The 23550-nt window shown below is 39.9% G+C and carries 21 protein-coding genes; 13 read left to right on the plus strand and 8 right to left on the minus strand.

Features of this window, described 5'->3' with window-relative positions; all coding sequences use genetic code 11:
- Nucleotides 1-273 precede the first annotated feature (273 nt).
- On the plus strand, nucleotides 274-1026 hold the full coding sequence (locus MKL33_RS14330) for a TenA family transcriptional regulator (protein WP_002113940.1): 753 nt from the start codon (nucleotides 274-276) through the stop codon (nucleotides 1024-1026).
- 48 nt (nucleotides 1027-1074) lie between these two features.
- Here MKL33_RS14330 and MKL33_RS14335 read toward each other — a convergent pair whose 3' ends face one another.
- Both MKL33_RS14335 and lipA read right to left on the minus strand, forming a co-directional pair.
- Entirely contained in the window at nucleotides 1075-2214 is a 1140-nt protein-coding gene (locus MKL33_RS14335) for a transcriptional regulator (protein ID WP_270907214.1), read from the minus strand.
- Between the two features lie 156 nt (nucleotides 2215-2370).
- The gene (gene lipA / locus MKL33_RS14340) at nucleotides 2371-3357 is read right to left on the minus strand and encodes a lipoyl synthase (protein WP_039761389.1); all 987 of its coding nucleotides are present in this window, start codon (nucleotides 3355-3357) and stop codon (nucleotides 2371-2373) included.
- 362 nt (nucleotides 3358-3719) lie between these two features.
- On the opposite strand from lipA, the gene MKL33_RS14345 reads away from it, so the two are divergent.
- The 6 genes from MKL33_RS14345 to MKL33_RS14370 are packed head-to-tail and all read left to right on the plus strand — an operon-like array spanning nucleotide 3720 to nucleotide 10569.
- Nucleotides 3720-4682: a thiamine pyrophosphate-dependent dehydrogenase E1 component subunit alpha gene (locus tag MKL33_RS14345; RefSeq protein ID WP_001177519.1), complete on the plus strand. Its 963-nt coding sequence runs from the start codon at nucleotides 3720-3722 to the stop codon at nucleotides 4680-4682.
- A 13-nt stretch (nucleotides 4683-4695) separates the two neighbouring features.
- On the plus strand, nucleotides 4696-5715 hold the full coding sequence (locus MKL33_RS14350) for an alpha-ketoacid dehydrogenase subunit beta (RefSeq protein ID WP_270907215.1): 1020 nt from the start codon (nucleotides 4696-4698) through the stop codon (nucleotides 5713-5715).
- 1 nt (nucleotide 5716) lies between these two features.
- Nucleotides 5717-7255: a 2-oxo acid dehydrogenase subunit E2 gene (locus MKL33_RS14355; RefSeq protein ID WP_270907216.1), complete on the plus strand. Its 1539-nt coding sequence runs from the start codon at nucleotides 5717-5719 to the stop codon at nucleotides 7253-7255.
- A 10-nt stretch (nucleotides 7256-7265) separates the two neighbouring features.
- Nucleotides 7266-8669, plus strand: a complete 1404-nt coding sequence (lpdA, locus tag MKL33_RS14360; protein WP_270907217.1) for a dihydrolipoyl dehydrogenase — start codon at nucleotides 7266-7268, stop codon at nucleotides 8667-8669.
- Between the two features lie 26 nt (nucleotides 8670-8695).
- Nucleotides 8696-9481: an acetoin reductase gene (locus MKL33_RS14365; protein WP_270907218.1), complete on the plus strand. Its 786-nt coding sequence runs from the start codon at nucleotides 8696-8698 to the stop codon at nucleotides 9479-9481.
- Between the two features lie 29 nt (nucleotides 9482-9510).
- Nucleotides 9511-10569 carry a 2,3-butanediol dehydrogenase gene (locus MKL33_RS14370; RefSeq protein WP_141315430.1) on the plus strand — a complete coding sequence of 353 codons (1059 nt, stop codon included), beginning with the start codon at nucleotides 9511-9513 and terminating at the stop codon, nucleotides 10567-10569.
- Nucleotides 10570-10616: 47 nt separating this feature from the next.
- Here the strand turns inward: MKL33_RS14370 and MKL33_RS14375 are convergent, their stop codons facing one another.
- Together MKL33_RS14375 and MKL33_RS14380 are read right to left on the minus strand one after the other, a co-directional pair.
- Complete coding sequence (locus MKL33_RS14375) at nucleotides 10617-11528, minus strand: bestrophin family protein (RefSeq protein WP_000636996.1); 912 nt, start codon at nucleotides 11526-11528, stop codon at nucleotides 10617-10619.
- A 69-nt stretch (nucleotides 11529-11597) separates the two neighbouring features.
- Nucleotides 11598-12869 (minus strand): sigma-54 interaction domain-containing protein, encoded by a 1272-nt coding sequence (locus MKL33_RS14380; protein ID WP_075382932.1) that lies wholly within the window; start codon nucleotides 12867-12869, stop codon nucleotides 11598-11600.
- A gap of 191 nt (nucleotides 12870-13060) precedes the next feature.
- On the opposite strand from MKL33_RS14380, the gene MKL33_RS14385 reads away from it, so the two are divergent.
- The 4 genes from MKL33_RS14385 to MKL33_RS14405 all read left to right on the plus strand — a co-directional run bounded on the left by MKL33_RS14385 (nucleotide 13061) and on the right by MKL33_RS14405 (nucleotide 17562).
- On the plus strand, nucleotides 13061-13756 hold the full coding sequence (locus MKL33_RS14385; protein WP_270907219.1) for an MBL fold metallo-hydrolase: 696 nt from the start codon (nucleotides 13061-13063) through the stop codon (nucleotides 13754-13756).
- A gap of 9 nt (nucleotides 13757-13765) precedes the next feature.
- A complete protein-coding gene (locus tag MKL33_RS14395) occupies nucleotides 13766-15421 on the plus strand; it encodes a TIGR01244 family sulfur transferase (RefSeq protein WP_060465683.1) in 1656 nt (551 codons plus the stop codon).
- 235 nt (nucleotides 15422-15656) lie between these two features.
- On the plus strand, nucleotides 15657-16448 hold the full coding sequence (locus MKL33_RS14400) for a sulfite exporter TauE/SafE family protein (RefSeq protein WP_270907220.1): 792 nt from the start codon (nucleotides 15657-15659) through the stop codon (nucleotides 16446-16448).
- A 109-nt stretch (nucleotides 16449-16557) separates the two neighbouring features.
- The gene (locus MKL33_RS14405; protein WP_270907221.1) at nucleotides 16558-17562 is read left to right on the plus strand and encodes a homoserine dehydrogenase; all 1005 of its coding nucleotides are present in this window, start codon (nucleotides 16558-16560) and stop codon (nucleotides 17560-17562) included.
- Between the two features lie 33 nt (nucleotides 17563-17595).
- Here the strand turns inward: MKL33_RS14405 and MKL33_RS14410 are convergent, their stop codons facing one another.
- Complete coding sequence (locus MKL33_RS14410) at nucleotides 17596-18513, minus strand: DMT family transporter (RefSeq protein WP_270907222.1); 918 nt, start codon at nucleotides 18511-18513, stop codon at nucleotides 17596-17598.
- A 166-nt stretch (nucleotides 18514-18679) separates the two neighbouring features.
- On the opposite strand from MKL33_RS14410, the gene MKL33_RS14415 reads away from it, so the two are divergent.
- A complete protein-coding gene (locus MKL33_RS14415) occupies nucleotides 18680-19534 on the plus strand; it encodes a helix-turn-helix domain-containing protein (protein WP_192454292.1) in 855 nt (284 codons plus the stop codon).
- Here MKL33_RS14415 and MKL33_RS14420 read toward each other — a convergent pair.
- Nucleotides 19531-19926, minus strand: a complete 396-nt coding sequence (locus MKL33_RS14420) for a winged helix-turn-helix transcriptional regulator (RefSeq protein ID WP_270907223.1) — start codon at nucleotides 19924-19926, stop codon at nucleotides 19531-19533. The two genes, MKL33_RS14415 and MKL33_RS14420, sit on opposite strands and share 4 nt — an antisense overlap.
- 95 nt (nucleotides 19927-20021) lie before the next feature.
- Here MKL33_RS14420 and MKL33_RS14425 point away from each other — a divergent pair, with 95 nt between their 5' ends.
- Nucleotides 20022-20630 (plus strand): FMN-dependent NADH-azoreductase, encoded by a 609-nt coding sequence (locus MKL33_RS14425; protein ID WP_068930503.1) that lies wholly within the window; start codon nucleotides 20022-20024, stop codon nucleotides 20628-20630.
- A 77-nt stretch (nucleotides 20631-20707) separates the two neighbouring features.
- Here the strand turns inward: MKL33_RS14425 and chrA are convergent, their stop codons facing one another.
- Nucleotides 20708-22054 (minus strand): chromate efflux transporter, encoded by a 1347-nt coding sequence (gene chrA, locus MKL33_RS14430; RefSeq protein ID WP_270907224.1) that lies wholly within the window; start codon nucleotides 22052-22054, stop codon nucleotides 20708-20710.
- Nucleotides 22055-22237: 183 nt separating this feature from the next.
- Nucleotides 22238-23524: an MFS transporter gene (locus tag MKL33_RS14435; RefSeq protein ID WP_270907225.1), complete on the minus strand. Its 1287-nt coding sequence runs from the start codon at nucleotides 23522-23524 to the stop codon at nucleotides 22238-22240.
- Between the last annotated feature and the right edge of the window lie 26 nt (nucleotides 23525-23550).

Genomic DNA, 23550 nt, shown 5'->3' on the forward strand with positions numbered 1-23550 from the left:
TAAGTAAAGTTCCATCTAAAAATATTGATTATATAATGTGTGGTTTATTCAAAATAATAATACAGATTTTTTAAAAAAGTAATGATTTTTATCTATGTTAAATGTGATAAAAATCACGACATTTCAATGATTAGCCTAATAATTATCTAAAGTTCCCCAATCCATCGAAAAAAGTTACAAATGGTCGATTAACGATTGTATCTTTATCATTTTCGGATAGACTTATAGCGTGAAATACAGATGATTGCTGTCATATAAATAGGAAAATTAGCAATGACTGCTCTAAATCAATATGGAATGAATTTAGAAATTACGCCGCATAATGGATGGTCACAACGGTTCTGGGACGACCTGTTACCAGCTAAAGAACGGGTGAGTAAACATCCGTTTTTTACGGAAATGGCCAATGGGGGATTGAGCCTAGATAGTTTCCGTTATGCTTTACTTAATTTCTATCCATTAGTCGCCCATTTCCCGTCATATATGGCTGGAGCCTTGGGGAAAGCGACTGGATTTTCTGAACCGGGAGTTACTGAAGCGCGAGATTGGTTAATTCAAAATATTAAGGTAGAAGAGCGACACTTAAAATGGTATCGCGATTGGGCTGGAGGTTTTGGCTTAACAGTTGAAGAACTTGATCATGTACGACCACCCGCTGCTATGAATGCTGTAAACCATTTTCTATGGAATATGAGTCATCGAGGTAATTTGGCAGAATGTCTGGCTGCAACAAATTTGGCGATTGAATGGGCAACTGGAGATTGGTCTATTCAGGTGTATAAAGGTATTCATACCTATACTAATCATCCTGAAGTCACGATTGATAAACGTTCTTTAGCTTGGTTGCGCGCTCATGCACATTACGATGATCTTCATCCATATGAAGCTATGGAATTGATTAAGCGCTTATGTAATGACCGTCCTGACTGGCAGCAAAAAGCATTTCATGCTGCTGAAGAAGGGCTGCGATATTATGAATTAGCTTTGGACGACTGCTATAGGGTACAGCTTCAAGCCTCTGCTTGATCTAGCCTTAAAAAGGGAGAATATTGTATGGATATTCTCCCTTTTATTTTATTCGAGCAATTTTAAGAGTTTAGTTCGATAAGGTGTTTCTTCGGGTAATAATTCAAGTAAACGTTCAACAGCATCTACACGGTCTGGTACGCGACTGACTACTCGCAATAATTGATCAATATCTTCAATTTGATAAATCACATGACTCAAACGAGCGTCAAAACAATCTCTCCATGCGCATAAAAAAGGACTTTCTGATTTAGCTAAGAAACTTCCTCTATAGAGTGTAAGCGTAGTTGATGTGAAGCCTAGGTTTAATGCTTGTTCGGCCATTAAAAAATCACATTGAATTTCGCAGTTAAGTCTATATGGTCGCGACTCGATAACGTCAGGTATTAAGTTTCTGAGTTGAGAAAGTTCTGCTTTTAAAGTGGTAGTACTTACAGGCCGATCACCATATAAAGCATAGTGAAGTTCTTCAAGATTAATCCCTTCGGGACAAAGAGTTAAAATACACAGAATCTCAATTTGACGTTGAGTCAATGTAAGGCTGTGTTGGTTATATTGAACTTTAGGAGTGCCGAAAGCTTTAATATATAGGATATTTTTCTGATGAAGTTGAATTGCTTGTTTAACAATGTCAGCACAACGCTCTACTGCTAAAACTCCAAGTGAATTATGTTTTTGATATTTAGTCGATAAATTCATAATTCCATAAAACTGACCTGTATTTGTATCGGTAATCGGTGCTGCATAACAGACCCAGTCTCTGACACTATTCATTTGGTTTTCATGTGAGTAAACACAGCTTGCAGAATGTGTATTTAATGCTAGACCAATGGCGTTTTGACCTACTGCCTGAGTAGACCACTGACCACCTTCAACAAAGTGTACTTGCTCAGCCGATGAGCGCATAGGGTGACTACTCCATGTCCAAAGTAGAGTACCATGAGGATCAGTCACACCAATGGCCATATCGGCATCTTCGGCAATATGCATCAAATTTCTATGACACTCTTGGATTGAACGACCAAATAATGAGTGTTCCCATTCCTCACCCAGATCAAACAAAGGTGCTGCTTCAAGGTCAAGTGATGGTTTTTTTCCTAATTGTTTAGAATGAGATGAGGATTCCGACCGAAATAAGGACGGACTAGTGTCTATTAAAGGCGATGATAATTGTTCTGACATATCCATATCGAAATTCCTTTATCATTGAAATGGCGTATCCGTAGCCGCTCAACAGTTATAACTTTCTTATTGTGACTATTTCCTAGTTATCTCCTTACCTTAAATAATTTTATAAGTCTTGACCATTATCCTATTGGATAAGTTTTGTTAATTGCCTAATCATTAAGATAAGACATCTTGTCGGCTGAAAGGCTTTGGCACTTCTTCTCCGAAATATTGTCGATCAGCAAAATAGCTAGAACGAACCATAGGTGCACTCCAAATATTTTTAAAACCTAATCGCTTACCGTGTCGGGTATATCGTTCAAATTCTTGTAAATTTACAAACCGATGAATAGGCGCATGTGATTTTGAAGGCTGAAGATATTGACCAATCGTGACAAGATCGACTTGATAGTCTTTTAAATCGTTGAGTAGGGCAAGCACTTCAGCCTCTATTTCTCCTAATCCAACCATCAGGCCAGACTTGGTTTTGATATCGGGACAATATGCTTTAAAGCGTTTAAGTAACTCAAGCGAATGTTGATAATCTGAACCGGGGCGCATCGCTTTATATAAACGAGGAACCGTCTCAATATTATGGTTAAACACATCTGGAGGAGATAAGCTTAGAGTTGAAAGCGCTGTCTCTAAACGACCGCGAAAATCTGGTACTAAAATCTCAATCAATGTTTCTGGACAATGTTTTCTAATTTCTTCAATACACTTTACAAAATGTGCAGCACCGCCATCATGTAGATCGTCGCGGTCTACAGAGGTAATCACGACATACTTTAAGTTTAGATTTGCGACTGTTTCTGCCAAATGCTTAGGTTCATCTTCATCTAGCGGTTTTGGGCGACCATGAGCGACATCACAAAATGGGCAGCGACGAGTACAAATATCGCCCATAATCATAAATGTTGCCGTACCTCCACCAAAACATTCCGGTAAATTTGGACACGCCGCTTCTTCGCAAACACTGTGTAACTTCTGTTGGCGCAGCAAATTTTTTATGCGTTTAATTTCTTCAAAATCGGTTATTTTTGCTCTAATCCAGTCAGGTTTAGTCGGTAACTCTTCTGTAGGTAAAATTTTAATCGGAATGCGAGCAACTTTATCCGCTCCTCTTAATTTAATACCAGTTTCTATTTGCCTTTTTAAGTCCATATATAAAATTCCATTTTATATTAAATAATTTTCAACTAAACTCTATATAATAAAAATCCTTATAATTTAAATAAAGTACATGGAGTTTATTAATGAGCGTAGTACACAGCTAATATTATAAATTAATAAAGGTTGGTTAAAGGTTTGTTTCACAAGCCAATGAAATGTATTAAAATTTTTTAATTTTATTTTTGCTGTTCAAGTTTTTGAAAAATAAAAAATAATAGCTATAAAAACTATTTAAAACTTTTTAGTCTAATAGCATATTAAATTAAATTGAGCTTTATTATTTATAGCGAAATATATAACTCTCGCTGAAACTTGGTTGATTTTTAATAATCAAGATAATAAAGGAAAAGGATATGCAATTAACGGAAGAGCAATTACTCGCAGCATATAAACGCATGCGTGATATTCGTGAATTTGAGGATCGACTTCACGAAGAAAATACCAATGGTGATATTCCAGGCTTTATTCACTTATACAGTGGTGAAGAAGCTGTAGCAGTCGGGATTTGCGAAAATTTAACCGACAAAGACTATATCACTTCAACACACCGTGGACATGGACACTGTATTGCAAAAGGTTGTGACATTCACGCCATGATGCTGGAAATTTTCGGTAAAGATGACGGGCTATGCCGTGGAAAAGGCGGTTCTATGCATATTGCCGATTTAGATAAAGGTATGCTCGGTGCCAACGGGATTGTGGGTGGTGGACCTCCTTTAGCAATTGGTGCGGCGTTGACAGCGAAAACCTTAAAGACTGGTGGGGTCGGACTGTCTTTTACAGGTGACGGTGGCTCAAACCAAGGCCTTACTTTTGAAGCGATGAATATGGCTGTTGTACTTAAACTTCCAGTAATTTTCGTTTTCGAAAATAACGGCTTTGGTGAAGGAACAGGGCATGATTACGCTGTAGGAAGTAAGGACATTGCTGGTCGTGCAGCAGGTTTTGGTTTACCTGCAGTTAAAGTTGATGGTACCGATTTCTTTGCCGTCTATGAAGCCGCTCAAACTGCCATTGAACGTGCACGTCGTGGTGAAGGTCCAAGTGTAATTGAAACCATTACAAACCGTTTTTATGGCCACTTCGAAGGTGACCCTGGCTTGATTCGTTCTAAAGAAGAAGTCGAGTTCATCAAGGAAAATAAAGATCCTTTGAAAATTTTCCGCGAAAAAGTCAAAGGCAAAATTGATGAAGCCAAACTAGACGAGATTGATGCATCTTCTAAGGCAAATGTTGATGATGCCGTTGCTAAAGCTCGTGCTGCGGCATACCCAAAACCAGAACAACTCCTTACTGACGTCTATGTCTCTTACTAAAGGAATAGTAAAGATGCCAAATAAAAGTTTTCGTAATGCAATTAAAGAAGCCATTGAATCAGAAATGCGTCGTGACCCAACTGTATTTGTTGTTGGTGAAGATGTTCGCGGTGGGCACGGTGGTAAGAACACTGAAGAAAATCAGTTAGAAGGTTTCGGTGGTGTATTGGGCGTAACCAAAGGTTTATGGACAGAGTTTGGTTCGGAACGTGTTATTGATACCCCAATTACCGAGTCTGCAATTATCGGTATGGCCGCCGGTGCGGCTGCAACAGGTTTACGTCCTGTTGCTGATTTAATGTTTATGGATTTCTATGGCGTGTGTCATGACATGCTTTATAACCAAGCCGCTAAATTCCGTTATATGTTTGGCGGGAAAGCAAAAGCGCCAATGGTTGTACGTGGCATGATTGGCGCAGGTTTTTCTGCGGCAGCTCAGCATTCTCAGTCACCATATAACGTATTTGCCGCGGTTCCGGGCTTAAAAGTTGTGGTTCCATCTAGCCCATATGATGTGAAAGGGCTATTAATTCAGGCCATTCGTGATGACGACCCTGTGGTGTTCTGTGAGCATAAAATGCTCTATGACATTAAAGGCGAAGTTCCAGATGATGCCTATACCATTCCTTTTGGTGTAGCAAATTACACCCGTGAAGGGACAAACGTGACCATTATTGCTTTAGGCTTGATGGTACACCGTGCCAATGAAGTAGCAGATAAACTAGCAAAAGATGGCATTTCGGTTGAAGTGGTCGACCCTCGCACAATTTCACCTCTGGATGAAGAAGGAATTTTAGAGTCTGTTGCATCAACTGGGCGTGTAGTTATTGTGGATGAATCAGCAGCACGCTGTGGCTTTGGTCATGATGTGGCTGCGCTGATCGCCCAAAAAGGTTTCCACTATTTGAAAGCACCTGTTGAACTCGTAACGCCACCACATACGCCTGTTCCATTCTCTCCAGTTTTAGAAAAAGAATGGATTCCAAGTGTAGAGCGTATTGAGCAAGCTGTGCGAAAAACATTGGAGGCTTAGGATGAGCGAAATTAAAACGCTGGAGATCCCGAAATGGGGATTATCCATGGAAGAAGGCACGATCGCCCAATGGTTGATTAAAGAGGGTGATAGCTTTAATAAGGGCGATGAAATTTGTGAAATTGAAACCACAAAAATTGTCAATGTGTTAGAAGCACCTTTTGCCGGAACGCTCCGTAAAATTTTAGCAAAAGACGGTGATACTTTGCCGGTCGGTGGCCTTATTGCCGTATGTGCTGATAGTGAAGTTTCTGATGCAGAAATTGAAAAATTTATTGCGTCTCTAGGCGGTTCAGCAGCAAAAGCACCTGAAGCACCTTCGGAGCAAAGTAAGGCGGAAACATCTGCACCTGTTGCTGAAAAAGCAGAACAGCCACAGACTTCAACAGCTAGCGCTCCAGTTCCTGTAAAGGTAGGGAAAGGTGACTACGCTGTACCAGAGTCATTACAAGGCTATCAAACATCTGATGATTTATTTGCAACACCACATGCGTTAAAGCTTGCAGAAAAGCACAATGTAAACTTGGCAAAAGTCACAGGTTCTGGTCGTGAAGGACGTATTAGTGTTCAAGACATCCAGAAAGCTGTACAAGCTGCTGGAGGTCAGTGGCCTGATATTAAGCAGCAAACTCAAGCTAAAGTAGTTAAATCTACGGCCGATGATAGCCAAGTTTTAGCGACACCTGTAGCACGGCGCTTAGCAAAGCAATGGGGTATTAACCTAAATGACTGCCGTGTTTCAGGTACTCGTGGCCGTGTCTGTAAAGAAGATGTTGAGGCAGTTTACTATCGTAATAACCCAACGTCGGTAAATGAACAATCTGCTCAATGTGCTGTTGCTCAACCACAATCTACAATTACGACTGTGGCGATGAATGGGATGCGTAAAGCGATTGCTTCACGGTTACAGACTGCAAAACGTAATGCACCGCATTTCCGCTTAGTAGTCGATCTCAACGTAGAGGCTTTGCAAAAACTACGTAAGCAGATTAATGAGACTGTTCCACAAGTGAAACTTTCTATTAATGACATGCTAATTAAAGCAGCTGCTGCGGCACTGATTAAAGTACCTGAGGTAAACGTTCAATTTGATGAGGCTACTCAATCAATTTTACAGTTCTCTCAAGCGGATATTTCGGTGGCCGTAGCGATTCCAAACGGTTTAATTACACCAATTGTGAAAGCTGCGAATCAAAAATCGTTGGCACAAATTTCTGATGACATGCGTGATTTAGCAACCCGTGCCAAGACGGGCAAGTTACAACCTGACGAGTTTCAGGGCGGCAGCTTTAGCATTTCAAATTTAGGAATGTTAGGCATTAAACAGTTCGATGCCATTATTAATCCACCGCAAGGTGCAATTATGGCATTAGGCGCTTCTGAATCTCGCGCTGTTGTTGAAAATGGCAATGTAGTGGTTCGTGAGATTGTCACAGCGACGTTGTCATGTGATCACCGTGTCATTGATGGCGCAGTTGGGGCGAAATTCTTGGCCAGCTTTAAGCAGTTTGTTGAAAACCCTGCTTTAATTTTGGTGTAGGGGAACCCGCATGTCAGAAGCTCAATTTGATTTAATTGTGATTGGCGCGGGACCGGGTGGGTATGTGGCTGCAATTCGTGCAGCCCAGCTCGGATTAAAAACCGCAATTGTAGAAGAGCAACATTTAGGCGGAATTTGCCTAAATTGGGGCTGTATTCCAACCAAAGCTTTGCTTGCAGGGGCAGAGCTTGCAACTCAGTTTAAACATGCTGGACAGTTTGGTTTTCAGGTATCTCAACTCGATTTTGATATACAAAAGCTTGTGCAACATAGCAGACAAGTTTCAGCACAGCTTGTACAAGGTATTGATTACTTACTTAAAAAGAATCAGGTGACGGTTTTTAATGGTCGTGCTCAGCTTACGGCGAAAGAAAAAATTGAAGTGACAGATGCTCAAGGTAACAGTCAGGCTTTAAGTGCGCCACATATCATCTTGGCAACTGGAGCTAAAGCCCGACATGTTCCTCAACTTCCTGTCGATGGAATATATGTCTGGAGCTATAAAGAAGCACTGGTTCCCGAGCAGTTACCAAAAAGCTTATTGGTTGTAGGCTCGGGAGCGATTGGCAGTGAGTTTGCTAGTCTTTATCAAGACTTGGGTTGTCAGGTGACATTAATTGATTTAGCCAAGCAGATTTTACCTACTGAAGATGCAGAGGTTGCCCAATTTGTCAGAAAACAATTTGAACAAAAAGGTATGAAAGTCTTAACCGATGCTGTCGTTCAAAGTATTCAGATTGAAAATGAGCAAGTCCACTGTGTGGTTGAAACGGCAAATGATATTCAAATGCTTGTTTTTGATCGCGTGCTTTCGGCAATTGGTGTACAGCCGAATACCGCGGGGCTAGGACTAGAACGTTTAGGTGTAGAACTCAATCCACAAGGTTTTGTGGCAATTGATGACTATTGTAAAACCAACGTAGCGGGGCTTTATGCAATTGGTGATGTGGCTGGTGCACCGTGTCTTGCACATAAAGCAAGCCACGAAGCCATGATATGTGTCGAAAAAATTGCTGGTGTAACAAACGTCCATTCACTTGACCGTAGCCAGATACCTGGTTGTATTTTTACGCATCCACAAGTGGCGAGTATTGGTTTAACGGAAAATGCAGCAAAAACTAAGAATCTACCTATACGAATCGGTAAGTTTTCTTTAACTGCAAACGGCAAAGCTTTGGCAATTGGAGATGCGTCAGGTTTCGTTAAAACGGTGGTACATGCAGAAACGGGTGAATTACTTGGTGCACATATGGTGGGTCATGAAGTGACCGAACATATCCAAGGATTTGCCATTGCCAAATATCTGGAAGCAACTGATGAAAGTTTAGCTCAAGTGATTTTCCCGCATCCAACATTATCAGAAGTCATGCATGAATCCATTTTGGCTTCAATGCAACGAGCGATTCATATGTAGAAATTCTACATTTACAGGAGTTGAACATGGTTAAGGGATTAAAAAATAAAGTCGTTTTAGTGACTGGGGCAGCCCAAGGCATTGGCCGTGGGATTGCCCTGCGCTTGGCGCAAGAAGGGGCACATATTGCATTAGTTGATATGAAACAAGATCAACTGAATGATGTGCAGCAGGAAATTCAGGCTTTAGGTGTAAATGCGAGCACTTTTATTGCTGATGTAAGTGACCGCGAGCAAGTGTATGCCGCTATAAATCATGCTGAAGAGACTCTTGGTGGGTTTGATGTCATGATTAATAACGCTGGAATTGCACAAGTACAAGCGATTGCGGATATCACACCTGATGAATTCCAAAAAATTGTTGATATTAATATTGGCGGCGTACTGTGGGGAATACAGGCTGCTGCTGCAAAATTTAAGCAACGTCAACATAAAGGAAAAATCATTAATGCTTGCTCAATTGCAGGCCACGATGGGTTTACTTTACTCGGTATTTACTCGGCAACCAAATTTGCGGTACGAGCACTTACCCAAGCTGCGGCAAAAGAATATGCCAGTCACGGTATTACGGTAAATGGATATTGCCCCGGAATTGTCGGAACTGATATGTGGGTTGAAATCGATAAACGTTTTGCTGAAATTACCGGTGCCGCAATTGGTGAAACTTATAAAAAGTATGTGGAAGGTATTGCTTTAGGTAGAGCCCAAACACCAGACGATGTAGCCGCATTAGTTGCTTTTCTGGCAAGTGAAGATTCGGACTATATTACGGGTCAATCCATTTTAACAGACGGCGGAATTGTCTATCGCTAAAACAACATCCTGATTTGAGGGAGATAATAATGAAAGCAGCACGTTTTTATGACAGAGGCGATATTCGTATTGAAGATATCCCTGAACCAGAAGTCACTCCCGGCACTGTAGGTATCAAGGTGGCTTGGTGTGGAATCTGTGGTACAGATTTACATGAGTTTATGGAAGGGCCAATTTTTATTCCACCGTGTGGACATCCGCATCCTATTTCAGGTGAATCTGCACCGATTACCATGGGACATGAATTTTCAGGTGTGGTCTATGCCGTAGGAGAAGGTGTTGATGATATTGAAATTGGTCAACATGTCGTCGTGGAGCCTTATATTGTGGCCGATGATGTGCCGACTGGACCGGACGATAATTATCATCTTTCCAAAAATATGAACTTTATTGGTTTAGGCGGTCGTGGCGGTGGTTTGTCGGAAAAAATTGCGGTTAAACGCCGTTGGGTGCACCCAATTTCCAATAAAATTCCACTGGATCAGGCGGCCTTAATTGAACCGTTATCGGTAGGTCATCATGCCTATGTGCGCAGTGGTGCAAAGGCTGGTGACATTGCACTGGTTGGCGGAGCCGGCCCAATTGGTTTATTGCTTTCGGCAATTTTAAAAGCGAAAGGGCTTAAGGTCATCATTACCGAGCTAAGTGCAAAACGTAAAGAAAAAGCCAAAGAGTCGGGTGTTGCAGATTATATTTTAGACCCGTCAGAAGTTGATGTTGTTTCTGAGGTCATGAAAATCACTAATGGCGATGGTGTCGATGTCGCGTTTGAATGTAGTAGCGTTAACAAGGTATTAGATACTTTGGTCGCGGCTGTGAAACCAACAGGCGTTATAGTTATTGTTTCGATTTGGAGCCATCCAGCATCAATTAATGTGCACAGTGTTGTAATGAAAGAGCTCGATGTAAGAGGCACTATTGCCTACGTAAATGACCATCAAGAAACCATTAAACTGGTCGAAGAAGGTAAAATAAATCTAGAACCTTTTATTACCCAGCGTATTCAACTTGATGATTTGATTTCACAAGGTTTTGAAACTTTAATTCATAATAATGAGTCAGCCGTTAAGATTATCGTACATCCATAAATAGATACTTAATCCTATAAAAAAGAGCGATGATTCGCTCTTTTTTATTAAAGTAAATTGTTGTTTTGAGCTTCAATAATAGGCGGCAATGGCTGTCCTAAAGAGCTTAGAGACTCACGTTCAATCAAACGTACAATTGAATCGAGCGGTAAATCATTTTCTTGCAAACCGAAAGGTTCTTCAATTTGAGCACTTAACGCATCTAAACCTAAAAACATATAAGCGATTAAGCCGACAATAAGTGGTGTCCAGATGCCTAAAGCTGCTTCAAGGCTAAAAGGTAAGATGAAACAGAAACAGTAAACAGCGCGATGTAAAAGTACTGAATATGAATAGGGCAAAGGTGTCCCAGCAATTCGGTCACAACCCGCTTGAATATTACCTAGCTCAACAATATGGCGTGTCAGAGTGCCATAGATAATGTCACTAATTTCGCCGTCTTTTAGAGCTTTGACTAAATCTTTTTGAATATTTTCGAGTACAAACTGCGGTGCATTAATATGCTCATTTAAATAATTAAGTGAAGAATTATTTAAATAGGCATGCTCAAGAAATTTTGTGGGTTCGACTGTTTGTTGACGTAAACGATCACGCAATAAATTACTAAAAATTAAGACCTGATGAATTAAATGTTCACGTTGTTCATTAGATAAAACATGGCTATCTCTAACAATATGTCTAGCATTGGCAATTAAAGCACCCCAGAGCTTGCGACCTTCCCACCATCGGTCATAACACGCGTTATTTCTAAAACCCGTACAAATCGAGAGAATCACACCAAAGATTGTAAATCCGATCGCGGGTACGGTAGGAATTTGAATCCAATGATAATAAGAGAGCCAGACCACACATGCTGAAATAAAGACAACAAAACTCAGTGCTGGCAAGACCTTCGGTAAAATTGTTCCTTTCCAAGCAAATAATAATTTAAATACATTGCTTTTATCACGGACAATCATATAAAGCCTTTGAACTAACGAACCCAACCAAGTGCAATATGATACGCCTTAGATGGGCTAAATACCTAGCTAAAGCTTATGCTTTTGTCTATATCGCCAAAGAGTAGTGCGGCTAATACCAAAAATATTAGCAACCATATTCAAGTTATGGTCATATTTTTCTAAAGCAGCTTGCACATTTTCTGGACTAAGCTCTGTATTTGTCTCAGGTAATTTAACGTAATCCTCTGCATTTAAGAGCTCATTGGGTAAGTCTTCGACTTCAATTTCATCTTTACCATTTGCCATGGTTAACGCATAAAGCAGGGTGTTTTTTAACTCACGAACATTTCCCGGCCAGTCATAGTTCAATAAAACCTGCATGGCTTTTTGATTGACATGACGAGGCATGGTGTCGAGTTGAGTTGAGCTCTCTTTTAAAATCTGATCGACAATAAGAGGAATATCGACTTTCCGCTCTCTGAGTGGCGGTATAAAAATTGGAATTACGCGTAAACGGTAGAGTAAATCATGACGGAAACGCCCAGCCTTAGCCTCTTCGCGTAAAGCTTTATGTGTTGCTGTAATAATGCGGACATTGGCTTGAATCGGTTTTTCACCACCTACGGGAGTAAATTCACCTGTTTCTAGCACCCGTAATAATTTAGCTTGAAGCTCTAAAGGAATCTCGGCAATTTCATCTAGAAACAGTGTTCCGCCTGCGGCACGTTCAAACACACCTTTATGGTCGCGAATTGCTCCCGTAAAAGCACCTTTCACATGTCCAAATAGTTCACTCTCTAAAATATTAGAATTTAAAGCTGCACAGTTAATGGCAACAAAGATCTTGTTTTTACGTTGGCTATAATCATGAATTGCTTGTGCTACAAGTTCTTTGCCGCTACCAGATTCGCCGCGGACGAGTACTGGAAACTCAGTAATTGCCACTCTTTGAATAATTGAAAACATACGCGCCATTTCTGGTGAACAACTATTAAAAACTTTAGCCAAGTCTTGCAATTGTTCTGTTAGCTCTCCTTGATCAGCAATATCATTCTCTATGCTAACGGGCTGTAGAATATGCAATTTCCCGATAATGCGATGCTCTGCGATGTAAATATCATTTTCTTGATAGATAAATCGCTTTCTCATTTTAGAAGTATTGATTTCGAGATATTGATTGTGATGGTCTTGAGTAAGCGCTGCCATGCTCTCAACAGAAATGTCATCTGTATTAAATTTATAGTGAATTGCTTGAGTCGTTGTTTCTGCTAAAAACAGACTCGCATTTGGGAATAAAGCTTTTAATTGCTCAAATAAAATAAAAAAATCTTGTTCTGACTCAAAATTTAACTTTGCCATTTCATATGTTTCACAATCGTTTCATTGAAACATACTTGAGTTTCATAGGAACATCAAGCTGCGTTTGTTTTCTAACTTTAATTTCATTTTTTATTTTAAATATTTGATTTTTATATTTATTATTTAATTTTAAATAATTGGCATCTTATTTGCAAAATATAGGAAAGAAATAAATTATTGGGGTATAAATCATGTTCTTTAAGCAGTTTTTTGAAAAAGAAAGTTCGACTTATACATATATGCTTGGGTGTGAAGAAACACGAGAGGCTGTTTTAATTGACCCAGTAGCATCAGATATAGAGATTTATGCAAAAGAATTAGAGCAGCATCAATTTACGCTCATCTATACCTTAGATACTCATGTTCATGCAGACCATATTACCGCTGCAAATTTACTTCGTGAACGTTTCCATTGCAAATCAGTTTTACATAGAAATTCGGATGTAAGTTGCGGAGATATTTTAATTACTGATGGTTGCATGCTTAAAGTTGGCGACCTCAGTATTGAAGCGCGTTACACACCAGGTCATACCAATGCTTGTACGAGTTACCTAGTTGGAAACATGATTTTCACTGGTGATGCATTATTAATTGACGGCTGTGGTCGAACTGACTTCCAGCAAGGTAATGCAGGTACACTTTATGACAGTATTCATAAACAACTTTTTAGCCTGCCTGACGAGACTATTGTGTATCCGGGACACGATTATAAAGGTCGTCTGTCTTCAACGATCGGTTATGAACGCTTAAATAACTCACGTCTAGGTCAGAATCGCTCGCGTGAAGATTTTATTGAATTAATGAATAACTTAAATCTGCCATATCCAAAACAAATCGATAAAGCGCTACCAGCCAATCAGGCTTGTGGTTCAACCTCACAATCATAAGGTGGCAATATGGAACTTAAACGAGTTAATCAAGATTTTTATGTTGCTGGCCAGATTACTGCCGACGATATTGTAAAAATTGCAGACCAAGGAATAAAAACTCTGATATGTAACCGTCCAGATGGAGAAGGTGCAGATCAACCTAATGTGATTGAAATTGAAGAAGCAGCTCAGCGGCATAGCCTAAACGTAATCTATCAGCCTGTGACCAGTGGTAAAATTACCGATCAACAAGTTACCGAGTTTAAGCAGCTTTATCAGAATGCTCAGAAGCCCGTTTTAGCGTATTGCCGTTCTGGTATGCGTGCAATCAGTTTATGGGCTTTGGCTGAAGTTGCTCCACAAGATGCAGCACTGTTAGTAGAAGCAGGTAACAAACTTGGTTTTAACTTAAAAGGCTTAGTGCCACGTATTTTAAAACGTGATCATGAACCAGCCACAATTCCTTGCTATAGCGTTGTGATTGTGGGCGCTGGCGCAGCAGGAATTTCTGTAGCATCGAGCTTACTGTCTCGTGAACCTCATTTAGATATTGTCATTATTGATCCGGCAGACACCCATTACTATCAACCGGGTTGGACTATGGTCGGTGGTGGTATCTTTAAACCTCAAGTAACCGCACGCTCAATGGCAAGTGTGATTCCTTCAAAAGTGAAATGGATGAAAGCTGCTGTTGCTGGATTCGATCCTGAGCATAATCAGGTCATTTTGGAAGGATGCCAACCGATTCAATATAAAGCTTTGGTCGTCTGTCCCGGTTTAAAACTAAATTGGCATGGAATTGAAGGTTTAGTTGAAACCTTAGGAAAAAATGGGGTGACGTCTAACTATCGTTATGATTTAGCACCGTATACATGGGAACTGGTACAACAACTAAATGGTGGAAAGGCAATTTTTACCCAGCCGCCTATGCCGATTAAATGTGCCGGTGCTCCTCAAAAAGCGATGTACCTTTCAGCCGACTACTGGTTAAAGCAAGGCAAACTTAAAGATATCTCTATCCATTTTTATAACACTGGTGCTGTTTTATTTGGTGTGAAGGAATATGTACCTGCACTAATGCAATATGTCGAAAAATATGGCTCTGAACTTCATTTTAACCATCAACTTGTCAAAGTAGATGGGCCTGCAAAAAAAGCATGGTTTAAGGTAGTGAACAATGAAAATGCAGCATTGGTCGAGACTGATTTCGATATGTTGCATGTTGTTCCACCGCAACAAGCCCCAGACTTTATTCGTGCCAGCACACTCACTGATGAAGCAGGCTGGGTGAGCGTGAATCCTCAAACCCTACAACATACACAGCATGCCAATATTTTTGCTTTAGGCGATGTGATGAATGCACCTAATGCCAAAACTGCTGCTGCGGCACGAGCACAAGCTCCGATCGTTGCAGTAAATGTTCTAGCACAACTGAACGGTGAGCAAAATTTATGTGAATACAACGGCTATGGCTCATGTCCACTTACTGTAGAACGTGGAAAAATCGTTCTGGCTGAGTTCGGTTACGGCGGCAAATTACTCCCAAGCTTTCCGAAATGGGTGATTGATGGGCAAAAGCCATCTCGTTTGGCATGGTTACTTAAAGAGCAGATTTTACCACCGATTTATTGGCAAGGCATGCTTAAAGGCCGCGAGTGGATGGTCAAACCTGAGCGAGGATAAGTAAAGCAACGCTTTACCCGAGCGCAAGGCGAAAGCTGTGCTTGAGCGGAAGAGGATAAACAAAGCAACGCTTTGTCCGAGCGCAAGGCGAAAGCTGTGCTTGAGCGGAAGAGGATAAAACAAAGCAACGCTTTGCCCTGAGAAGCGGTTAAAGCTTCGCAAGAAGACGAGATCTACTTCCTCATTAACCAGCAGTCTACTGCAAATGATGTATATGCAATTTTAGGCTTTTGATATGTTATTACTTGTCGTTGAAGGCATCGTGATTGGCTTTTTACTTGGTCTTACTGGTGCAGGTGGGGGTATTCTTGCTGTACCCGCGCTCATGACCAGTCAAGGCTGGAGTGTGGCGCAAGCTGCACCGATTGGGTTGTTGGCGGTTGCGCTATCTACTCTCATAGGAACCATTGAAGGCTTATTTAAAAAGATTGTGCGTTATCGCGCTGCAATCTGGATTGCCCTAATTGGTGCTCCTATGGCACATATCGGTATTTTAATAGCTAACACGATTTCACCTATTTGGCTCATGTTAATGTTTAGCTTGGTCATGTTTACAGTGGGCTATCGACTTATTAGTAACCGAGTATCAGACTTTCATAACCCGCTGTGTCAGGTTAACCCAAGTACGGGACGCTTTATCTGGAATTTTAAAACGGGAAGCGTTCTTGCCAGCATCGGAATTATTGCTGGGCTTTTAACAGGCATGCTAGGGGTTGGTGGCGGCTTTGTAATTGTACCAGCGCTTAGAAAAGTCACAAATTTGGATATGCATAGCATTGTTGCAACGTCACTTATGATTATTTTTCTCATTAGTGGAATGAGTATTGTGATGCATATTGCAGAGGGTTTTCACTATCCAGTAGGCATTACTAGTGCGTTTGCGCTCGCATGTGCAGTTGGTATGTTATTAGGGCGCAGAGCTATTCGTTTTATTCCGTCTGCAATTGTGCAAAAAGTCTTTGCTTTAATGGTTTTTGCTGTCGCAATTTATATGGTCATTAAGATTGTTAATCTAACAAATATCTAAGTAATATAGTATTTTAACTATCTCTATAGTTAGCAATTTTCCAAAGATGAGATATTAAAATTATCTTGGGAAAATTGTTTTAAACCATTTAAATTTTTGAGAAAGCGATATGAAGCGAGTTAACTTGGCAATTTGCGGTTTTGGACGGATTGGACAACAAATTGCAGAGCTCCTTTTAAATCGAACGACCTACTATAAACAAAAATATCAAATTGATGCCCGTTTAGTGGGTGTCTGCAACTCATCATCAGGTTTAATTGATCAAGAAGGTTTACAAGCTTCAAAGTGGCTAGATAAAACAAAATATCAAGTAGGTCTAACTGAGCAAAAGTTTTTAGAACAGGTTCAAGCAGATGTCATTATTGAGACAGGGCCAAGTGACTATGTGACAGGTGAGAAAGGCCTATTTTATTTAGATTATGCTTTAACACATAGCATGAATGCGATTGCGGTATCTAAAGGTGCTTTAGTTGTAGAAGGTAGAAAATTAATTAACTTGGCGCATCAGCACAATAAAAAACTTTTTTTTAGCGGTGCGACAGCTGCTGCCTTACCGACTGTTGATTTGTTTGAATATAACTTAGCTGGCTGCCAAATTTTAGAAATAGAAGGTGTGTTTACAGGAACCACAAATTTTATTTTGAATGATATGTTGCAACATGAATGCACATTTACAGAATCTCTTGAAAAAGCTCAAGCAAAAGGTATTGCTGAACCTGACAGTTCTTTCGATGTAGATGGATGGGATACCGCTGCCAAAATTACGATACTAGCCAATACTGTTTTGGGAGCTGATGTAAAAATTAAAGATATTCCAAGACAAGGAATCAGTCATGTAACTGCCGATCATATTCGTGATTGGAAAAAAGAAAATGTAATTCCTCGTCTGGTCGGTTTTATTCATATGAAAAATCAGCAAATTCAAACAGGTGTAGAGTTACGTTTAGTTCCGATAAATCATTCTTTTGCTCATCTGCAAGGTTCTAATAAATGCATTCGGGCGTTAACGCAAGAAATGGGTGAGCTTGTTGTCAGTGGAGGGGCATCTGCGCCCTTAGCCACAGCAGCCGCAGCTTTAAAAGATTTCGAGTTGATGCTAAAAACGGGTTGCTAAAATTAATTATTATTTATAAAAAAAAGCAGGCTTTTATGCCTGCTTCTCACAATTTTTTTGACTGTTAAATAACTTTTTTCCAATTTCTAACTTACTAAACATTAAGTAGTTACCAAGTAAGATTAATAAAATTCCAAATACCGCATTTAAAGTCCATACATATCCTTCAAAGAAAGTAGAAACTGTTAAAGCAACTAAAGGGAAGAGCAACGTGCTATATGCTGCTTTGGCTGCACCAATTCGCCCAACCAAAGAAAAATAAGCCGAGAACCCAATAACCGTACCAAATACAGCCAAGTAAAGTACCGAACTTAAAAATGGGAAATTCATTGGAGGCATTAAATCTTGGCCAGTAAATAAAGCTAGACTTAACATTACCAATGCACCATAAGTCATAGCATAACAGTTTGTTGAAAAGATATTTAGCCCACGTTTTTGGTGTCTAACACTAATCATATTTCCTAAAGAAAAACCGTAAGTGCCTATTGCACATAGACCGATACCCATTAGTAACTGTGCATTAAACTGACTATTAACAAGGTCATGCCAGAACAGTAAAACAATACCTATGAGTCCTAGAATTGCAGCTGGGGCAAAATTTGGTGATGGTTTTTGCTTAAAAAAGATAAGTGCATTAATAGCATTAAAGAAAACGGCCATCGAAAAAATGACAGACTCTAAACCGCTGTTTACATATTTAACTGCAGTATAAAAACAAATAAAGTTTAGGCCGAAAACACAAAGACCTTGCAGCATACAAAACAAGTGATCTTTTAAAGCAATTCGCTGTAATTTTCCTGAAAATAGTAAAACAACCCACAGTAATAAGGCTGAAATAGCAAAACGCCATAAAATTGCGACAACTGGTGTTGCATAATGGCTTTGAACGGCAATTCCAATCCATGTTGTTCCCCAAATCAACACCACCGCAACATAGAGTAAAATATTCATAACTTCATCCTCGATTACCAAACTTAAGTATCTAGGATTGCTTCATTTTTCACGTATATATTCTTGTGTTGTACATGCAAGATCTTGCGTTTTTTATAGATCTAAACTAGCTGAATTTTGCGGAATATGGTTAACTTAAGCTCAATGATATTCGTTTTAATTTTGCATGGCCTATCAAACTTTAGAACAGCTACAGCAATCTAAAGCCAAGCTTCACGAGACTGTGGTGCTTGATGAGAATATGCAACTTGCATTTTGGTCTAATCAGCAAGATCGTGTAAGTGTGTGTAGCGATCACCACACATTAAGTCTCTATATTCAAGATGGCTATGAAAGCTATCAAAAAACCCCTGCGGGCTGGAAAAATGGCGGTGGGCCGGGTCGTTTTTGCTTATTGCCTGAACATCAGGAGTCGACTTGGGATATACGAGGTGGGCTTAAATTCGTTCACTTGTATTATACCGATCAACATTTGCGTGATGTTGCTGAAAAAATATGGGACAAAGAACCCAATCAAATTGAACTAAATGAAGTTGTCTTTAATGATGACGAAAAGATTCGTGCGCTATATCAGTTTTTCCTACTTGATTGTGATTGGAATGATTCATCAAACCATCTACAAATGAGTACTACTGCCAGTTTATTGTTGAATCATTTAATTCGAAGATATAGCAATGTTAAGTGGCAGCAGCCTGTCATTAAAGGTGGACTGGCACCTCATAAACTCAAATATATTCAAGACTGGATTGAAGGGCATTTAGACCAAGCACTCACTTTGTCAGACTTGGCAAATGTTGTGAATTTAAGCGAATACCATTTTGCCCATATGTTTAAACAGTCTATGAATATGGCACCTCACCAATATGTCATGCAAAGACGTTTAACCAAAGCCAAAGGGCTAATTCAGTCATCTCAGCTTTCCTTACAAGATATTGCCTTAGTGTGTGGTTTTAGCTCAGCAAGCCATTTAAGTCATCGCTTTAAACAGTTTTATGGTATGAGTCCTTCACAGTTACGTTAAGTGTCTAAGGTAATTGGTTTATCTTGAGCTGCATCAAACGCAGCTCTTGCAGCATCAATATCCGCAATGTGCTGCTGAGCCCATTGGCCTAAAGCAATTACAGGTTCTGTAAGTGAATGACCGAGTGGGGTTAATTCATATTCAACATGAGGTGGAACTACAGGATAAACCGTACGTTTAACTAATCCATCTCTCTCTAAACCACGCAAACATAAGGTAAGCATACGCTGCGATATTCCATTGATACTTCTTTTAATTTCAGAAAAGCGATGAGAACGTGATGCAAGTGTCATTACAATGAGTATACTCCATTTCTCGCCAACTCTAGCCAATACTTGACTGACTCTTTGGCAATCTGAACTTTGGATATCGTGAGGTATGGTTACAGCCATATTACTTGGTTCCCTAAATGTGCCTTCTTGTGCATCAGAATAATAGTAGTAACATAATTAGTTCAAGTAACAATTTTATACTGTAGGTATAAACGATGAAACTACTTCAAATTGACACAAGTATTTTAGGTGAGCAGTCTGTTAGCCGCCAACTCACCTCATCTGTTATTGGAAAGCTAAGCGCAGCTTATCCTGATGCAGAAATTATTCATCACGATTTTGCTTTAGAACCAATTCCTCATTTGTCTGATGCTGAGTTTTTGGCATGGCAAGGTGTTGAACCTAATAATGAAACAGCGCAGCAACGTGTTGCACGAAACACCCAATATTTGGAAGAGTTCTTATCGTCAGATATCGTTGTAATTGGCGCACCAATGTACAACTTTAGCTTTCCATCACAGTTAAAAGCGTGGCTTGACCGACTATCTGTTGCTGGAAAAACATTCCGTTATACGGAAAACGGCCCTCAAGGTTTAGTAGAAGGTAAACGTGTCATTATTGCTTCTTCGCGTGGCGGTGTGTACTCAGAAGGTTCACCAGCCGAAGCTTTAGACTATCAAGAAACTTATATCAAAGCGTTTTTCAATTTTATTGGTGTGACTGATATTACTTTTGTGCGCGCGGAAGGGATCGCTTTCGGCCCAGAAGCACGTCAAGCTGCCTTAGATAATGCAGCAGCACAAATCGCACAATTAGCGGGTTAAAAATATAAGCAGCCGAACAGTAAAGAAACTGTTCGGCTGTGTTTATGAGTAATTAAAAAAGTTAAATCAATAAATAGCTAAAAGAAAGTGACAGCGAGTCCAACCAGCGCTGATGCAAAAATCACATATAGCACGTTCACGTTAAAGCGGAATAAGGCAATAAATGCAGCTACGGTAATGAGGGCTGCAACTATATCAAAATGCCCTGAAAAGCCTTGTGGCCATAACACATGATAACTAAAAAATAGTGCGAGATTTAAAATTACACCGACCACAGCCGCGGTAATTGCAGTCAGTGGCGCAGTAAATTTAATTTCATTATGTGTAGATTCAATAATAGGCGCACCCGCAAAAATAAATACAAATGAAAAGAGAAAGGTAAACCAAGTCACAATGACTGCACCAAGTGCTCCAGCAAAAAATAGATGCTCAGAGCCAAGTAGTGAATGATTGACGCCTCCTAAAAAACCAACAAAGGCCACTACCATAATCAATGGACCCGGTGTAGTTTCACCTAAAGCTAAACCATCAATCATTTGTGTAGGTGAAAGCCATCCAAAATGATTTACAGCCCCTTGATAAACATAAGGTAAAACTGCATAGGCCCCCCCAAACGTAAGTAAAGCAGCTTTGGTGAAGAACCATGCCATTTGAGTATAAGAATGATGCCATCCAAAATATGCGCCTAAAGCTAAAATTGGCAATAGCCATAAAGCGATTGCTAAAAGAATAAGTTTAGCTAACCGCAACCAATGGAATTTAGCGTGCTTTGGTGTTGGGGTCTCATCATCAATAAATGCCGGACCATAATCTTTTTGACTAGCTTTATGTCCAGCCGCGGAGGAAAATAGTTCTGGGTACTTTTTACTCGCTAAATAGCCAGCAATACCAGCTGATAAAACGATAAGCGGGAAAGGAAGCTTTAAGACAAAGATGGCAAAGAACGCCGCAATCGCGACGATCCATAAAAACTTATTTTTAAGCGAACGACTACCTATACGGTACGTTGCATGGAAAACAATTGCGGTAACGGCAGGCTTAATTCCATAGAAAATACCTGCAATAACGGGAACATCTCCAAATTTTATATAAACCCAAGACAGCCCAATTAAAATAAATAAGGAGGGTAATACAAATAGAATACCGGCAACTAAACCTCCAGCAGTTCTATGCATGAGCCAACCAATGTAGGTTGCTAATTGCTGTGCTTCAGGACCAGGTAATAACATGCAGTAGTTCAGGGCATGCAAAAATCTTTTTTCAGATATCCAGCGCTTTTGCTCAACGAGTTCCTGATGCATCACAGCAATTTGTCCAGCTGGTCCCCCAAAGCTAATAAAGCCGAGCTTGAGCCAAAATAAAAAGGCTTGCCAGAAGGTGACTTGAATAATACTTTCAGGTAAAGGGGATTTTTCGTTTTCCATTTTTTATCCCATCAAAAAATTGATTCATACGGATCAAGAACATCAAAAACTAGTAACTTTTAGTTAATTGAATAAGTTAGATGTGCTAGGCAGCTATAGCATACAGAACAAAAATGACTTTCTTATTATTTTAAAAAGATATTCTTCTAAAAAATCTCTAGAAGAATATCTATCTTTTACTTTTTAATGATCATGTTCTAAATAATCTGGTTTTTTAGGAAGCGCAAGGCTACATAAGAAACAGATAATCAGCATGACAATGACATATATAAAGAAGATATTTTCAATTCCGGCAGCTTTAAACTGTAAGGCAACTGAAGGTGCAGAACCACCAAACAGCGCATTACCCACCGCATAAGAGAAACCTACACCTAAAGCTCGCACATGAGGTGGGAACATTTCAGCTTTTACCAAGCCACTGATAGATGTATAGAAACTGAGTAACATCATCATAAAAATGAGTAGCAAGGCAATAATGATCGGCGAATCAATATAGGCACGCATCCCGATCACCATGACTGGGTAGATAAAAATCGCAGACAATAAGCTAAAGGCCAGCATTGAAGAGCGTCGCCCAATACGGTCGGAAATAGCACCAAATACAGGTTGAGCACACATATAGACAAATAGGGCGAAGGTCATGATATAACCAACGGTTTTTCCATCCATCCCTAAATTGGTTAAATAGGTTTTTGAATAAACGGTCTCTACATAAAACGTTAATGAACCAGCAGAAGTGTATCCAACCACTAATAAAAAGGTTTTCCAATGTTTCTTAAAGAGTTCTCTTAAGCTACCAGATTCTTTTCGTTCGCTGTCTTGATGAGAAAGTGTTTCTTCTAAGCGACTACGTGCAAGCAAAGAAAAAATTGCTGCAATACCACCAATAACAAACGGAATACGCCATCCACCATCATGTAATTGTTGTTCACTTAAGAACGTTAATAAAATTACACCAAGTAAGCTTGCGAGTAACTGACCACCAGAGAGGGTGACATATTGGAAAGACGAGTAAAAACCACGTTGACCTTTTAAGCCTAATTCACTCATATATGTTGCTACTGCACCATATTCACCACCAACCGATAAGCCTTGAAGTAAGCGCACTACCAGTAAAAGAAAAGGGGCAAATAAGCCAACTTGGTCATAAGTAGGTAGGGCTGCAAATAGAAAAGAACTCAAAGCCATCAGACAAATTGAGATGACCATCGACTTTTTTCGACCATGCCGGTCTGCAATTCGTCCAAATACCCAACTACCAATAGGACGCATAAAAAAGCTTGCAGCGAATACGCCCCACACATAGATAGATTTAGTCGTACTATCCATATCTGGTGCAGTTAGAGCTTGTGTAAAGTAGGCAGCAAATACTGCATAGATATAAAAGTCGAACCATTCAACTAAATTACCAGAGGCTGCGCCTACAATCCCACGTATTCTGCTACGTTTTTCTTCCTGAGTGTATGTCATATTTCTTCCATCATTTTGCAGACAAA

Source organism: Acinetobacter sp. AOR43_HL (assembly GCF_027854635.1).
GTDB lineage: Bacteria > Pseudomonadota > Gammaproteobacteria > Pseudomonadales > Moraxellaceae > Acinetobacter > Acinetobacter pittii.

What these genes read in the sequence shown, in the direction of transcription:
- MKL33_RS14330 (WP_002113940.1), top strand. Translation starts at nt 274, where the DNA reads ATGACTGCTCTAAATCAATATGGAATGAATTTAGAAATTACGCCGCAT.
- MKL33_RS14335 (WP_270907214.1), bottom strand. Translation starts at nt 2,214, where the DNA reads ATGGATATGTCAGAACAATTATCATCGCCTTTAATAGACACTAGTCCG.
- lipA (WP_039761389.1), bottom strand. Translation starts at nt 3,357, where the DNA reads ATGGACTTAAAAAGGCAAATAGAAACTGGTATTAAATTAAGAGGAGCG.
- MKL33_RS14345 (WP_001177519.1), top strand. Translation starts at nt 3,720, where the DNA reads ATGCAATTAACGGAAGAGCAATTACTCGCAGCATATAAACGCATGCGT.
- MKL33_RS14350 (WP_270907215.1), top strand. Translation starts at nt 4,696, where the DNA reads ATGCCAAATAAAAGTTTTCGTAATGCAATTAAAGAAGCCATTGAATCA.
- MKL33_RS14355 (WP_270907216.1), top strand. Translation starts at nt 5,717, where the DNA reads ATGAGCGAAATTAAAACGCTGGAGATCCCGAAATGGGGATTATCCATG.
- lpdA (WP_270907217.1), top strand. Translation starts at nt 7,266, where the DNA reads ATGTCAGAAGCTCAATTTGATTTAATTGTGATTGGCGCGGGACCGGGT.
- MKL33_RS14365 (WP_270907218.1), top strand. Translation starts at nt 8,696, where the DNA reads ATGGTTAAGGGATTAAAAAATAAAGTCGTTTTAGTGACTGGGGCAGCC.
- MKL33_RS14370 (WP_141315430.1), top strand. Translation starts at nt 9,511, where the DNA reads ATGAAAGCAGCACGTTTTTATGACAGAGGCGATATTCGTATTGAAGAT.
- MKL33_RS14375 (WP_000636996.1), bottom strand. Translation starts at nt 11,528, where the DNA reads ATGATTGTCCGTGATAAAAGCAATGTATTTAAATTATTATTTGCTTGG.
- MKL33_RS14380 (WP_075382932.1), bottom strand. Translation starts at nt 12,869, where the DNA reads ATGGCAAAGTTAAATTTTGAGTCAGAACAAGATTTTTTTATTTTATTT.
- MKL33_RS14385 (WP_270907219.1), top strand. Translation starts at nt 13,061, where the DNA reads ATGTTCTTTAAGCAGTTTTTTGAAAAAGAAAGTTCGACTTATACATAT.
- MKL33_RS14395 (WP_060465683.1), top strand. Translation starts at nt 13,766, where the DNA reads ATGGAACTTAAACGAGTTAATCAAGATTTTTATGTTGCTGGCCAGATT.
- MKL33_RS14400 (WP_270907220.1), top strand. Translation starts at nt 15,657, where the DNA reads ATGTTATTACTTGTCGTTGAAGGCATCGTGATTGGCTTTTTACTTGGT.
- MKL33_RS14405 (WP_270907221.1), top strand. Translation starts at nt 16,558, where the DNA reads ATGAAGCGAGTTAACTTGGCAATTTGCGGTTTTGGACGGATTGGACAA.
- MKL33_RS14410 (WP_270907222.1), bottom strand. Translation starts at nt 18,513, where the DNA reads ATGAATATTTTACTCTATGTTGCGGTGGTGTTGATTTGGGGAACAACA.
- MKL33_RS14415 (WP_192454292.1), top strand. Translation starts at nt 18,680, where the DNA reads ATGGCCTATCAAACTTTAGAACAGCTACAGCAATCTAAAGCCAAGCTT.
- MKL33_RS14420 (WP_270907223.1), bottom strand. Translation starts at nt 19,926, where the DNA reads ATGGCTGTAACCATACCTCACGATATCCAAAGTTCAGATTGCCAAAGA.
- MKL33_RS14425 (WP_068930503.1), top strand. Translation starts at nt 20,022, where the DNA reads ATGAAACTACTTCAAATTGACACAAGTATTTTAGGTGAGCAGTCTGTT.
- chrA (WP_270907224.1), bottom strand. Translation starts at nt 22,054, where the DNA reads ATGGAAAACGAAAAATCCCCTTTACCTGAAAGTATTATTCAAGTCACC.
- MKL33_RS14435 (WP_270907225.1), bottom strand. Translation starts at nt 23,524, where the DNA reads ATGACATACACTCAGGAAGAAAAACGTAGCAGAATACGTGGGATTGTA.